The following is a 13,283-nucleotide window of genomic DNA, read 5'->3' on the forward strand; positions in this document are numbered from 1 at the left end:
CATGAATGAGTTTTCCATACTCTGCCGCGTCATCGGCTCGCTGTTTAATCGCCAGCCGCAGGATCCGCTGCTGGTGCCGCTGTTCACTCTGCTGCGTGAAGGCAAACTGCAACAGCAGTGGCCGTTGGAGCAGGACGAACTGTTGACGCGCCTGCAGCAGAATAGCGATCCGCAGGCGCTGGCCGCTGACTACAATGCGCTGTTTGTCGGCAGCGAGTGCAGCGTGCCGCCGTACGCATCACAGTGGCCAAACGGTGTTGCTGAAGCAGACGTGCGTGAGTTTCTCAGCGCGCGCGGCATGCCGCTGAGCGAAGCGCCTGCCGATCACTTTGGCGTGCTGCTGCTGGCGGCATCCTGGCTGGAAGATCAGTCGGCAGAGGATGAATCTGCCGCGCAGCTGGCGCTGTTTGATGAGTATCTGCTGCCGTGGTGCGGCGCGTTCCTCGGCAAAGTGGAAGCGCATGCCACCACGGCATTTTACCGCACGCTGGCGGTGCTGAGCCGTGAGGCGATGCAGGCGATGTACGACGAACTGAACGAAGAGCAGGGCGACGAGGCGTAATCGTTACCAGCTTGCTGCGCTGCTGCCGAGCTTCACGCCTGGCGTTGCGCAGATCATTGGCGTGCCGGGCAAATACGCTGCGGCACGCAATCTCGCAGCAATTCCCCACTGATTGATTTCTACTATGCTTAGCGCGTCATCGTGCTGCGCGTGTATACCGTTTTGCGCATTCTGCGGCGCGGCACCGAACTGCTGCAACAGCCGCGCGGTGCGTGCCAGCGATAAGCGCGCCTGCCAGCCAATGCCGTTGGTCAAGCGCTGACGCAAACCTTCCAGCACCGCGGCGGCCATCAGATAACCGGTTGCGTGGTCGAGCGCCTGCACCGGCAGCGGCGTTGGTTGATTATTGCCGCTCCAGCGCATGCCTTGTTCGGCGATGCCGCAGCCCATCTGTACCAGACTGTCGAAGCCGCGCCGGTTGCGCCACGGCCCGCTCCAGCCCCACGCATTGAGGCTGACATCCACCAGGCCCGGCGCGAGTTGGCGGCGCGTATCGGCATCCAGCCCGAGTTTTTCCAGCGCATCAGCACGATAACCGTGTACCAGCACATCGCTGTGCTGCAACAGCTGGCGCAGCTGCTCGCGCCCGGCGCGGGATTTGATATCAAGGCGCGCACAGCGTTTGCCGCAGGTGATCTCCTCTTCCAGCGTGGGTTCGTGCCAGTCGGGCGGATCGATGCGCAGCACCTGCGCGCCGAGGCTGGCGAGAAAACGTGTCGCCACCGGTCCGGCAATGATGCGCGTGAGATCCAGTACGCGCACGCCGAGCAGCGGCCGCGCGGGCGACAGTAACCAGGCGGGCGGCGGGGCGGCGTCGGTGGCCTGTTGGGCAATCAGCGCTTCCTGCTGCACGGCGCTGCCTTGCGGATGCTGCAGCCATTGCGCTTCGCTGCGCATCTGCGCGGCGCAGCCGCCGGCATCAATCACCGCCTGTTCCAGCGTGGCGGCGGGCCAGCGGGCCACCGCATCGGCCAGCGCGGCACGATCGGCATGCTGGCCGAGCACGCGCTCCATCGCCGCACGATGATGAGCCGCGTTGGTGTGCAGGCGGATCCAGCCGTCGGCGCTGGCGTAATCACCGGCGAATTCATCCCACAGCGCAGCAGGCGGTCGATTGAGCGGGATCAGGCTGTGCTGAAACCAGCGCGAGGCGAGACGGACATTAACGCTGACCGGCGCGGATTGGCCGAGCAGATCGCTTAGCGCCTGGCTGGCGAGGCCGATGCTGGTGGCCGCCAATTCGCTGACGGCAAAGGCAGAGGAAAAAGTGTCGGGCTGGAGAAAAGTCGGCGAGGGAAGCGGGTCTGCGCCTCGCAATCCCTGCCACATTTGCTGCCACAGTGCGGCAGCACGTTGAGAATCCATGTTGAGTCTCCGGAAAACGCGCGAGACTCAAGCATAGCAGAGCGGATTAACGGCGGCGTAAGCGCGGGAAACGCGCGTGCATCCGCAGGTTACGCAGGTTGATCACCGCAATCGCGGTGCCCAGCACCACCAGTGACGCACCGAGGATCTTGAAGCTGTTCATGCTGTCACCCAAGACGAAAACGCCCATCAATACCGCCAGCACCGGCGTCAGCAGCGAATAGGGCATGATCAGGTTGACGTTGTATTTCTTCAGCAGCGCGTACCACAGCGTATAGGCGACAATCGACGAGGCGAGCGCGCTATAAAGAATGCCAAACCAGCCGCGCCAGCCGGCGTGGCTCAGCGCGTAAAACTGATGGGATTCGGTCAGCCACGAAGCGGCACCGACAATCGGCACCGCAAGGAAGGAGATCCAGCCGGTGAGCGTCAGCGGTTGTATCGGCGGCGATTTTTTCACAATCATATTGCTGATCGCCCAGCCAAACGCGCTGCACAACAGAATACACAGCACCCACCAGGCCGGAATGGTCGGGCTGCCCGACAGCACCGCCACGCCGCTCAGCGAAATGGCGATACCAAACAGCTGCACCAGCCGCAATTTCTCCTTGAGAATCACCATCGCCAGCAGCATGGCAATCGGCGTACCGAGCTGAACCACGATGGCGCCGGTGCCGGCATCGGTGTAGCGCATGCCGACAAACAGCAGCGAGAAGTGCATAAAACCGAAGGTGAATGCCAGCGTCAACAGCCACGGCAATTGTGCGCGCGTGATGCGGCAGAATGGCACCAGCACAATCGCTACCACCACAAAGCGCATCCAGGTGAGAAACAGCGGCGGAAGTTCCAGTAATCCCCACTTTACCGCCACGTTGTTGAAAGCCCAGATGGAAACCACCATCAGAACCATAAAAAAATGCCGCACTGCCACGAGGTCTTCCTTCACGCTGTACAAAGATGATCACCGGCTAATGATGGCATGAAGGCGCGCACTTCGGGCATGTCGGGCAACATTTTTTTCGCATAAGCATTAGCTTATGCAGGAAAAAAATAAGACATGTCGCTGATTTACTGTCAAAGTGGATGTCCGAAAGGCGACCATAACGAGGACCGTATTCGGCATGACACACACCCGCGCTTTACCTCTTGCTCTGATTCAACTCGAAATCCCGCCGCCGCAGGTTGTGGCGCAAATTGGTGAACAACCCCGCTGGTTTATCGACGCGCTGCAACTGCAGCCCGATGACTATGTGATTGTGCGTCCGCATCTGGGCGATGATTTACCGGCCTTTGATCGCGTCAGTGGCGCGATCCTCAGCGGTTCCTGGGCGATGGTCACCGATCACGCTGACTGGAGCGAACGCACCGCCGCCTGGATTCGTGGCGCGCTGGAGGCGGAGCTGCCGCTGCTGGGCGTCTGTTACGGGCATCAACTGATGGCGTATGCGCTGGGTGGCAAAGTGGGCGATAACCCGCAGGGCTGGGAGCGTGGACTGAAACCGCTGACGCGCAATGCGCAGGCGCACAACGATCCCTGGCTGGCCGATCTACCGGGCGAGTTTCAGGCGTGGTTGTCACATCGGCAATCGGTGTTAACGCCGCCGCAGCATGCGCAGGTGCTGGCGAGCTCGGCGCAGGATGGTTGTCAGATTTTGCGTTATTCGCCGCAGGCGCTGTCGGTGCAGTTCCATCCGGAATTTACCCGCGAGATTATGACCGCCTGTTTACCGGCGGGCGTCAGTGACGATGGCACTGTTCTTTCAGGCGAAGATTGGTCGCGCGAACTGTTGCGCAGCTTCTGGCTACAAACGCGGCCGCAGCCGCGCGCGCAGGCTCAGGGCGCGTAGTTGCGCGTGCAGCGATAAACCCACGCGGGTGGCATGTTTTTCAGCACCCGCTGGCGTTCCCAGGTGAAGTAGCGTGACAAATTCGGCTGGGTGAACGAGGTGTACTGAAACTGTACGAATACGCCGCGTGGACCCAGCGCATCATGCACCGCACTGAGAATGTTGTCGCGCGTGGCGGGCGGTAATGACAGCAGCGGCAGGCCAGAAAAAATCACATCATATTCTCCGGCGAGATATTCCGCCGAACAGGCGCGTACCTGCATGCGCGCATCAGGCAATCCACGCAGGCTTTTCACCAGTTCCGGGCTGATTTCAAACACATCAAGCTGTGCTTGCGGTGACATGCGCGCCAGCACGTGACGCGTGAGCACGCCATCTCCGGCACCCAGTTCGGCGATACGCAGGCTGTTATCCCAGTTCACCGCATCGCACATGGTGCGGCATAGCGCGGCTGAAGAGGGCGTGATGCTGCCCATTTTGCGCGGGTTGCGGATAAATTGCTGAACAAAGTTCGCTTTGGCACGCATTAACGTCAGGGCTGAAGCCAACATCTGTTTCTCCTGGTTAGTATCCTGCTTCATATTGACCACATATTTCGCCCATGTTCCGCTTTTTGCGGCATAAGCGGGAAAACTCGGAATTATCTGTAGCGGCCTACGCTCGCCACATTTCCTTCGGTGCGGTCACAGTTTCCCCTTTTACGATCTGACAGGCTGGCGTGGATCGCCCAATGTTAATAACAGGTTTCATAGTTGTTAATCGCCACTCTGTCCCGCAAGGAGAAACACCATGCGTTACGCTGCTCCGGGAGAACAAGGTTCTCTCATTACTCTGCAATCGCGTTATGGCAACTTTATCAACGGCGAATTTGTTGCGCCGGTGAACGGTAACTACTTCGTCAACACTTCACCGATCAATGCTTCTACCATTGGCGAATTTCCCCGTTCAGACCGCGCCGATATCGATAACGCCGTGGCTGCCGCCCAGGCCGCTGCCGATGCGTGGGGCAAAACCTCGCCGCAGGCACGCTCGCTGGTGCTGCTGAAAATTGCCGATCGGCTGGAAGAGAATCTGGAATATATCGCGGTCAACGAAACCTGGGATAACGGTAAGCCGGTACGCGAAACGCTGGCGGCGGATCTGCCGCTGGCGGTCGATCACTTCCGCTATTTCGCTGGCTGCGTGCGTGCGCAGGAAGGCACCGCCGCTGAAATCGATGAGTTCACCGCCGCCTATCACTTCCACGAACCGCTGGGCGTGGTCGGGCAAATCATTCCGTGGAACTTCCCGCTGCTGATGGCGGCATGGAAACTGGCGCCTGCGCTCGGCGCAGGTAACTGCGTGGTGTTGAAACCGGCCGAGCAAACACCGCTGTCGATTACGCTGTTTATGGACGTGATCAAAGATCTGCTGCCGCCGGGTGTTATCAACGTGGTACACGGCTACGGTAAAGAGGCAGGCGAAGCGCTGGCATCCCATCCGGGCATCGCCAAAATCGCCTTCACCGGATCCACTGCCACCGGCGGCCATATTCTGGAGCTGGCGGCGAAAAGCCTGATCCCGTCCACCGTTGAACTGGGCGGCAAGTCACCGAACATCTTCTTCGAAGACATCATGGATGCTGAAGAGAGTTTCATTGAGAAAGCGGCAGAAGGCGTGGTGCTGGGCTTCCTTAATCAGGGTGAAGTTTGTACCTGTCCGTCGCGCGCGCTAGTGCAGGAATCGATCTTTGAGCCGTTTATGGCGGCGGTAATGAAGCGCATCAAAACCATTAAACGTGGCGATCCGCTGGATACCGAAACCATGATTGGCGCGCAGGCGTCGCAGCAGCAGTTCGACAAAATTCTCTCTTATCTGGAAATAGCGCAGCAAGAGGGCGCGCAGGTGCTGCACGGCGGCGGCGTAGAGAAAGTGGGCGAAGAGTTTGCCAGCGGCTACTACATCCAGCCGACACTGCTCAAAGGGGATAACAGCATGCGCGTGTTCCAGGAGGAGATATTTGGCCCGGTGGTTGGTGTGCTGACCTTTAAAGATGAAGCGGAAGCGCTGGCAATCGCCAATGATTCGATTTACGGACTGGGCGCGGGCGTCTGGACGCGCGACATCAATCGCGCCTATCGCATGGGCCGCGCCATTAAAGCCGGTCGCGTGTGGACTAACTGTTATCACCTCTATCCGGCGCACGCGGCGTTTGGCGGCTATAAGAAATCGGGTATTGGTCGCGAAACCCACAAAATGATGCTCGATCATTATCAGCAAACGAAAAACCTGCTGGTGAGTTACAGCACGCAACCGCTGGGTTTCTTCTGATTGAATACGGCGGCGGGGCAATCTCGCTGCCTTTTCATCTCTTCGTCATCTTGCCGCTGCAGGATATTCACTTCGCCAGAATTTTCTGATCAAGGTGGCATCTTTAAGCCAGGTCTTGTGTGTTTAAAGGAGGCGATTGGGCAGAATAGCCCACCTATTTTCAAGGAGATTTCATGAACACGTTGTATAACTACCTGGAACAGCATGATGAGATGCTGGACGGTGTGGAGCAAAATATTATTACCGTTAACCTGCCGGGGCGTCAGGCGGTGTATGTGATTGGCCAAAACGATGCTGACCTGCTGCTGGAAGTAAAAGCGCGCGAAATCGCCACGGCACAACGCATGGAAACATTGCGTCAACTGGAGAGCCAATTCCGTTTTTAACTTTTCTGCTTTGCCTCATTCGATGATCAATTCGTCAGAAATATCGCAATAAAAAAGCCGCTATCACAAGATAACGGCTTTTTTGTGGTGCGATGCGCAGATTACTTCACGCAGGCGGCACAGTTATTGTGAATCTGCTGGAAGAAGTCATTTCCTTTGTCATCCACCAAAATGAATGCCGGGAAGTTTTCCACTTCAATCTTCCAGATCGCTTCCATGCCGAGTTCGGCATACTCCACGCATTCCAGACTCTTAATACTCTGCTGTGCCAGCACCGCAGCCGGGCCGCCGATGCTGCCCAGATAGAAGCCGCCGTGTTTTTGACACGCATCGGTAACCTGTTTGCTACGGTTGCCCTTCGCCAGCATCACCATGCTGCCGCCATTGGCCTGCAGCAGATCAACGTAGGAATCCATACGACCTGCAGTGGTTGGGCCGAGTGAACCGGAGGCATAACCTTCTGGCGTCTTCGCTGGACCCGCGTAATAGACCGGATGGTCCTTGATGTACTGCGGCAGGCCTTCGCCGTTATCGATGCGCTCTTTCAGCTTGGCGTGTGCAATGTCGCGCGCCACGATAATGGTGCCGTTAAGCGACAAGCGGGTTGAGACCGGATAAGCCGACAGCAGCGCCAGAATTTCGCTCATCGGCTGGTTGAGATCGACATGCACCACTTCGCCTTCACCCTGCTGACGCAGCGCTTCCGGAATATAGCGGCCTGGATTGTCTTCCAACTTCTCAATCCAGATGCCTTCACGGTTGATCTTGGCCTTGATATTTCGGTCTGCGGAACATGACACGCCCATACCCACCGGGCAGGATGCGCCGTGACGCGGCAGACGCACCACGCGGATATCATGCGCAAAATATTTACCGCCAAACTGCGCGCCGAGGCCAAGCTCCTGCGAGGCTTTCAGCAGTTCTTCTTCCAGCTGAATGTCGCGGAACGCCTGACCATGCTCGTTGCCTTCAGTCGGCAGCGAATCGTAATAGTGGGTTGAAGCCAGTTTGACGGTTTTCAGCGTGGCTTCGGCTGAAGTCCCGCCAATCACAAACGCGATATGGTACGGCGGACAGGCCGCGGTACCCAGCGACATCATTTTATCGATCAGGTAGTTCTTCAATTTAGCGGGCGTAATCAGCGCTTTGGTTTCCTGATACAGATAGGTTTTGTTGGCGGAACCGCCACCTTTGGCAATGCACAGGAATTTGTATTCGTCGCCATCAACGCTGTAGAGGTCGATCTGCGCCGGCAGGTTGGTGCCGGTATTCACCTCTTTATACATATCCAGCGCGGCATTCTGTGAATAGCGCAGGTTATCTTCAATAAAGGTGTTGTAAACGCCTTGCGACAGCGCGGCTTCATCGCCGCCACCGGTCCAGACACGCTGGCCTTTTTTGCCCATGATGATGGCGGTGCCAGTATCCTGACAGGTTGGCAGCACGCCTTTGGCGGCAATTTCGGAGTTGCGCAGGAACTGCAGGGCGACGTATTTGTCGTTCTTGCTGGCTTCATCGTCGGCAAGAATGGACGCGACCTGCGCCTGATGCGAGGCGCGCAGCATGAAGGAAGCATCGTGGAATGCCTGCTTCGCCAGCAGCGTCAGCGCTTTGGGATCGACTTTCAGGACTTCTTCGCCATCGAAGTTGGCCACCGAGACGTAATCGCGGCTCAGCAGATAGTATTCGGTATCATCTTTGGCGAGAGGAAAGGGATCCTGATAATAGAAGGGTTTGTTCGACATGTTGGCTCACTTAGCTTCGTGTGGCCCGCCAGCATGACGGGCGACAAATTAGGCAGTTTGTTATTCGATTTTCTCTCGCCAGCACTCCGCAGGGGCTGACTGGCGAGTATCATAACATTTTCACGGTATGCGCGGCTCCGTTTTTAACATCGAAGCAACATCATCAGAACATCATCACCATCCATGGATAGGCGACAACCATCAGAAGAACCAGGAACAGCGCGCCGAAGATGGTGCCCAGGCGCCAGTAATCTTTAGTTGGCAGATAGCCGCTACCGTAATAAATCGGGCTTGGGCCGGTGCCGTACGGGGTGATAATGCCCATCACACCCAGAGAAACACACATCATCAGGCAGAACACCGGCATGTTGATGCCCGGAATGGATGCGGCGATGGTCAGCATCGCGGGCAGCAGCGCGGTGGTGTGCGCGGTGGTACTGGCGAACAGATAATGCAGCAGGTAGAAGGCGACCAGAAGGACGACGGCAGAAACCTGCGGGTCATAGCCTTGCAACAGCATTGCGCCTTCTTTACCCAGCCACGCGATGAAGCCAACGCGCGCTAAACCATCCGCCAGCGCGACCAGCGTGGCGAACCAGGCGAAGGTGTTCCAGGCGGCTTTATTGCTGGTGATGTCATTCCAGTTGAGTACGCCGGTCCACAGCATCAGCACGATGACTAACAGTGCGGCCATTGCGGGCTCAATCCAGGCGGTGGCGAAGATCCACATCATCAGCGCCGCAACCACGAAGCCCAGCAGCAGGATTTCGTTACGTTTCAGTTTACCGAGTTTAGCCAGCTCAGCGGTGGCCCAGCGCGGTACTTCATCGTTCACTTTCACTTCTGGCGGATAAAGCCAGTAAGCCAGCAGCGGCATGGTGAGAATCAGCAGCACGCCCAGCGGCAGGAAGGCGAGGAACCACATGCCCCATGAGATATCAAAGCCCACCACGCTTTTTACCAGCGCCAGCGCCAGCAGGTTTGGTGCCAGCGCAGAAAGGAACATTGAACTGGTGATACAGGCGGCGGTGATGGCAACCCACATCAGGTATGAACCAATCTTACGTGCGCTAGGATCGTTCGGTTTTGAACCATAGAGCGGCGGCAGGTTTGCAATAATGGGATAGATGGTACCGCCGCTGCGCGCGGTGTTGGATGGCGTAAACGGCGCCAGCAACAGGTCAGCGAAGGTAATGGCGTAACCCAGCGTCAGGCTACGACGGCCCAGATATTTCACCAGAATCAGCGCCAGGCGGCGACCGAACTGGGTTTTATCGTAGCCTGCGGCGAACATGAAGGCACCGAAGATCAGCCAGACCGTGGAGTTGCCGAAGCCACTCACCGCCCATTTGAACGACTGCGCCGCGGTTTTGAACTTGGGATCCGCCAGTTCTGCCGGGCTAAACAGCACCCACTGGCTGAACAGCGCAATCACCACCACGCCGGTTAACCCGATAACGGCACCCGGCAGCGGCTCGAAAATCAGTCCCACAATAACCCCGACAAAAATGGCGAAGAAGTGCCAGGCGTAAGGTTCCAATCCCGCAGGAGTCGGCACCAGCAGCAACAGCACAGCCACAATAATTGGCAGGCACAACATTATCAGGCGGTTCTTTTTTTTCCCTGGTGCCGCGGGAGGCGCGGTGAGGGATTCACTCTGGGTTGTTTGTGTGTTCATAGTTTTGTCTGCAAGTTATGGAGAATGCGGATATACGCCCCGAACCAAGCTGGTTTTTTTAGTTACAAAACCCTTTTAACAGATTAGTCGTGACATTTAAAACTGAGTCTTAATAAATCGCCATTTACAAAATTCGATGCGCGAATTATCTAATGGATGCGCTTATGATGCGATTAATTAAAATATCTATTTTGATCTAGATCAATAAAATTTATTGGTGATTTTTTTGCTTTAAACCTGTGCGCCTTAATTAACGAACCATTAGGTGAAAATTAACTGTGTGAGATGAATAAAACGGCACAAATCAAGCAAAAAGCAGAGAAAGGAGACGATTTATCTTTATGATAAGACTGGATTTGTTTTAAATGTAAGGAAAAAGTTGATTTTTGTCAAGTCTTGGTTAAAACTTAGCGGAGCGCACCTTTTAGCAATAAGCCTCAAATATTATTTTCATGCGTAAAACTTATATAACTAACGAATAAGGTTATGTAAGTAAATAAAATGCTATATTTACGCCATGAAATCGGACCACTCAAATAATTATAAAATTCTCCGAACCGCCAAAGAATTGAATACCAAGTTTCTTAATTCTGGAGTTGCTCATCATGAATACGCTCACCCCGATTCTTAATCCGCTTACGTTACCGAAAGGTGCGGTGCTTAAAAACCGACTGGTTATGGCACCGATGACCACCTGTACCGGTTATTACGATGGCGGTGTTACCAGTGACCTTGTCGAATATTATCGCGTGCGCGCCGGCAGCATCGGTACCGTGATTGTCGAGTGCTGCTTTATTGATAACCGCGGCCCTGCGTTTCCAGGCGCGCTCGGTATCGACAGCGACAACAAAATCCCAGGCCTTGCGAAAATCGCCCACGCCATCAAGTCGCAAGGCTCCAAAGCGATTCTGCAGATTTATCACGGCGGCCGTATGGTTGAACCGGCGCTGATCGGCGGTAAAACCCCGGTCGCACCGAGCGCCATCGCCGCACCGCGCGACGGTGCCACTCAACCTCAGGCGCTGACTGCAGAAGAAGTGGAGGTGATGATCACCAAGTTTGGTGATGCGGTGAACCGCGCGATCAAAGCCGGCTTCGACGGCGTGGAGATTCACGGCGCCAACACCTATCTTATCCAGCAGTTCTACTCGCCAAACTCCAACCAGCGCGACGACAAATGGGGCGGCAGTCGCGATAATCGCGCGCGTTTCCCACTGGAAGTGCTGGAAATCACCCACAAAATGGCTGACCGCTTCGCTGCGGCAGACTTCATCATCGGCTATCGCTTCTCACCGGAAGAGCTGGAAGTGCCGGGCATCCGCTGGGACGATACGCTCTATCTGCTGGAGAAACTGGCAGAACGCGGTCTCGATTACGTGCACTTCTCGGTTGGTCAGTTGCTGCGTCCGTCGATTGTTGATACTCAGGACCCAACGCCACTGATCACCAAATATCTGGCACAGCGCTCGCCTAACCTGGCGAAAGTGCCGGTAATCGGCGTCGGCGGCGTCGTCAATAAAGAAGATGCCGAGAATGCGCTGGAGCACGGTTTCGACTTGGTGGCGGTGGGCAAAGCCTGTATCGCCTATCCGGACTGGACCGATCGCGTCATCAAGAATCAGCACATGGAGCTGTATATCGACAGCACCAAGCGCGAAGAGTTGACTATCCCGGAACCGCTGTGGCGCTTCTCGCTGGTGGATGCGATGATCCGCGACGTCAGCGATACCGGCCGTAAATACAAAGCGGGCGTTTATCAGGCGAAAGTCGAAGCCGAAGCGCTGAAGCTGAAAATCAACGTTACCCTCGACACCGACCGTATCACCGACATCTCGCTGGTGCCGGATCCGAGCCTCGACGTCGACTTCACCAGCACCTTCGAAAGTCTGCGTGAACGCATTCTGGTGGCGAACAGCCCGCACGTTGACGCCATCACTGGCGCCACCACGCAGAGTGAAGCGCTGAAAAAAGCGGTATCGCGTGCCATGACCACCTCAAGCAAAGAGTATGTGATTGAAGAGGGCGGTAACCCGAACGCACCGGTGAATTACGATGTGGTGGTAGTGGGCACCGGCGGTGCCGGTCTGGCGGCGGCGATTCAGGCGCATGACGATGGCGCACGCGTGGTGATCATCGAGAAGATGCCCACCATCGGCGGTAACACCATCAAAGCCTCGGTCGGTATGAACGCGGCGGAAACCCGTTATCAGAAGTTGAAAGGCATTGAAGACAGCAAAGAGCTGTTCTATGAAGAGACGCTGAAAGGCGGCAAATTCAAAAACAATCCGGTGCTGCTGCGCGAATTTGTTGAGCAGGCGCCCGAAGCGATTGAGTGGCTGGCCGCCAAAGACATCGAGCTGTGCGACATCACCATCACCGGGGGCATGAGCATCGATCGTACGCACCGTCCGGAAGATCGTTCGGCAGTCGGCGGCTTCCTGATCAGCGGGCTGGTGAAAAACGTTAATCTGCGCAATATCGAGGTGTTGCTGGAAACCTCAGTGGCCGAAATTTTAGTGGAAAACGGTGCGGTCACCGGCGTGAAAGTGGTGGATGAGTACAACGACAGCCGCATTATTAACGCCAAAAGCGTGATTGTGGCGACCGGCGGCTTCAGTGCCAACCGCGAAATGGTGGTGAAATATCGCCCTGAGCTGGACGGTTTCGTCACCACCAACCATAAAGGCGCCACCGGCAGCGGCATCGCCATGCTGCAACACATCGGTGCGGATACCGTGGATATGGGTGAAATCCAGATTCACCCAACGGTTGAGCAAACTACGTCGTACCTGATTTCCGAAGCAATGCGCGGCGGCGGGGCGATTCTGGTGAGCCAGGCAGGCAAGCGTTTCTACAATGAAATGGAAACCCGTGACAAAGTGTCCGCTGAGATCATCGCGCTGCCTGAGAAGAGTGCGTGGATTGTGTTTGACGAGCAGGTACGCGCCAATAACAAAGCGGCTGACGAATACATCGCTAAAGGCTTTGTCATCAGCGCGCCAACGCCACACGAGCTGGCGGTGAAACTCAACATGGATCAGGAAGCGCTGCAAACCACGCTCGGTCGTTACAACGAGTTCGTGGCGAAGCAGGATGACGAAGACTTTGGTCGTAAAACCGCGCTGCGTCACCCGCTGAATAAAGGTCCGTACTTTGCGATTCGTATCGCACCGGGCGTGCATCACACCATGGGCGGCGTGACCATCAACACCGATACCGCGGTGCTGGATACGCAGAAAGAGGTGATTCCAGGCGCATGGGCGGCCGGTGAAGTGGTCGGCGGCATCCACGGCGCCAACCGCATCGGCGGCAATGCGGTGGCCGATATTATCATCTTCGGTATCAAAGCCGGTCACAACGCGGCTAAACTGGCGTTAGGACACTAAGCTG

The 13,283-nt window shown here is 56.4% G+C and carries 10 protein-coding genes; 5 read left to right on the top strand and 5 right to left on the bottom strand.

The features are described 5' to 3' along the window. Position 1 precedes the first annotated feature (1 nt). Positions 2-562, top strand: coding sequence for a molecular chaperone (locus P6287_RS07965; protein ID WP_277974761.1), 561 nt, complete (start codon positions 2-4; stop codon positions 560-562). Between the two features lie 3 nt (positions 563-565). Here P6287_RS07965 and P6287_RS07970 read toward each other — a convergent pair whose 3' ends face one another. Further along, positions 566-1,927: a CoA transferase gene (locus P6287_RS07970; RefSeq protein WP_277974762.1), complete on the bottom strand. Its 1,362-nt coding sequence runs from the start codon at positions 1,925-1,927 to the stop codon at positions 566-568. 46 nt (positions 1,928-1,973) lie between these two features. Continuing rightward, entirely contained in the window at positions 1,974-2,858 is an 885-nt protein-coding gene (locus P6287_RS07975) for an EamA family transporter (protein ID WP_217546898.1), read from the bottom strand. Positions 2,859-3,048: 190 nt separating this feature from the next. Here P6287_RS07975 and P6287_RS07980 point away from each other — a divergent pair, with 190 nt between their 5' ends. Further along, positions 3,049-3,774 (top strand): glutamine amidotransferase, encoded by a 726-nt coding sequence (locus P6287_RS07980; protein WP_277974763.1) that lies wholly within the window; start codon positions 3,049-3,051, stop codon positions 3,772-3,774. Here the strand turns inward: P6287_RS07980 and P6287_RS07985 are convergent. After that, positions 3,762-4,325 carry a methyltransferase gene (locus tag P6287_RS07985; protein ID WP_110865965.1) on the bottom strand — a complete coding sequence of 188 codons (564 nt, stop codon included), beginning with the start codon at positions 4,323-4,325 and terminating at the stop codon, positions 3,762-3,764. The two genes, P6287_RS07980 and P6287_RS07985, sit on opposite strands and share 13 nt — an antisense overlap. 238 nt (positions 4,326-4,563) lie before the next feature. On the opposite strand from P6287_RS07985, the gene P6287_RS07990 reads away from it, so the two are divergent. Together P6287_RS07990 and P6287_RS07995 are read left to right on the top strand one after the other, a co-directional pair. Then, entirely contained in the window at positions 4,564-6,084 is a 1,521-nt protein-coding gene (locus P6287_RS07990; RefSeq protein WP_110865966.1) for an aldehyde dehydrogenase family protein, read from the top strand. A gap of 173 nt (positions 6,085-6,257) precedes the next feature. Continuing rightward, positions 6,258-6,470 carry a hypothetical protein gene (locus P6287_RS07995; protein ID WP_110865967.1) on the top strand — a complete coding sequence of 71 codons (213 nt, stop codon included), beginning with the start codon at positions 6,258-6,260 and terminating at the stop codon, positions 6,468-6,470. A gap of 101 nt (positions 6,471-6,571) precedes the next feature. Here P6287_RS07995 and fumA read toward each other — a convergent pair whose 3' ends face one another. Together fumA and P6287_RS08005 are read right to left on the bottom strand one after the other, a co-directional pair. Then, positions 6,572-8,215: a class I fumarate hydratase FumA gene (fumA, locus tag P6287_RS08000; protein ID WP_137385595.1), complete on the bottom strand. Its 1,644-nt coding sequence runs from the start codon at positions 8,213-8,215 to the stop codon at positions 6,572-6,574. Positions 8,216-8,378: 163 nt separating this feature from the next. Further along, on the bottom strand, positions 8,379-9,893 hold the full coding sequence (locus P6287_RS08005) for an anion permease (RefSeq protein ID WP_137385596.1): 1,515 nt from the start codon (positions 9,891-9,893) through the stop codon (positions 8,379-8,381). A gap of 605 nt (positions 9,894-10,498) precedes the next feature. Between P6287_RS08005 and P6287_RS08010 the strand changes: the two genes are divergently transcribed. Then, complete coding sequence (locus P6287_RS08010) at positions 10,499-13,279, top strand: flavocytochrome c (protein WP_277974764.1); 2,781 nt, start codon at positions 10,499-10,501, stop codon at positions 13,277-13,279. The last annotated feature ends 4 nt before the right edge of the window (positions 13,280-13,283 follow it).

The sequence above is a fragment of the Pantoea sp. X85 genome (assembly GCF_029623675.1).
Lineage (GTDB): Bacteria > Pseudomonadota > Gammaproteobacteria > Enterobacterales > Enterobacteriaceae > Pantoea > Pantoea leporis.

Bases quoted from the DNA above. Each gene is read 5' to 3' on its own strand.
- P6287_RS07965 (WP_277974761.1), top strand. From the start codon at position 2: ATGAATGAGTTTTCCATACTCTGCCGCGTCATCGGCTCGCTGTTTAAT.
- P6287_RS07970 (WP_277974762.1), bottom strand. From the start codon at position 1,927: ATGGATTCTCAACGTGCTGCCGCACTGTGGCAGCAAATGTGGCAGGGA.
- P6287_RS07980 (WP_277974763.1), top strand. From the start codon at position 3,049: ATGACACACACCCGCGCTTTACCTCTTGCTCTGATTCAACTCGAAATC.
- P6287_RS07985 (WP_110865965.1), bottom strand. From the start codon at position 4,325: ATGTTGGCTTCAGCCCTGACGTTAATGCGTGCCAAAGCGAACTTTGTT.
- P6287_RS07990 (WP_110865966.1), top strand. From the start codon at position 4,564: ATGCGTTACGCTGCTCCGGGAGAACAAGGTTCTCTCATTACTCTGCAA.
- P6287_RS07995 (WP_110865967.1), top strand. From the start codon at position 6,258: ATGAACACGTTGTATAACTACCTGGAACAGCATGATGAGATGCTGGAC.
- fumA (WP_137385595.1), bottom strand. From the start codon at position 8,215: ATGTCGAACAAACCCTTCTATTATCAGGATCCCTTTCCTCTCGCCAAA.
- P6287_RS08005 (WP_137385596.1), bottom strand. From the start codon at position 9,893: ATGAACACACAAACAACCCAGAGTGAATCCCTCACCGCGCCTCCCGCG.
- P6287_RS08010 (WP_277974764.1), top strand. From the start codon at position 10,499: ATGAATACGCTCACCCCGATTCTTAATCCGCTTACGTTACCGAAAGGT.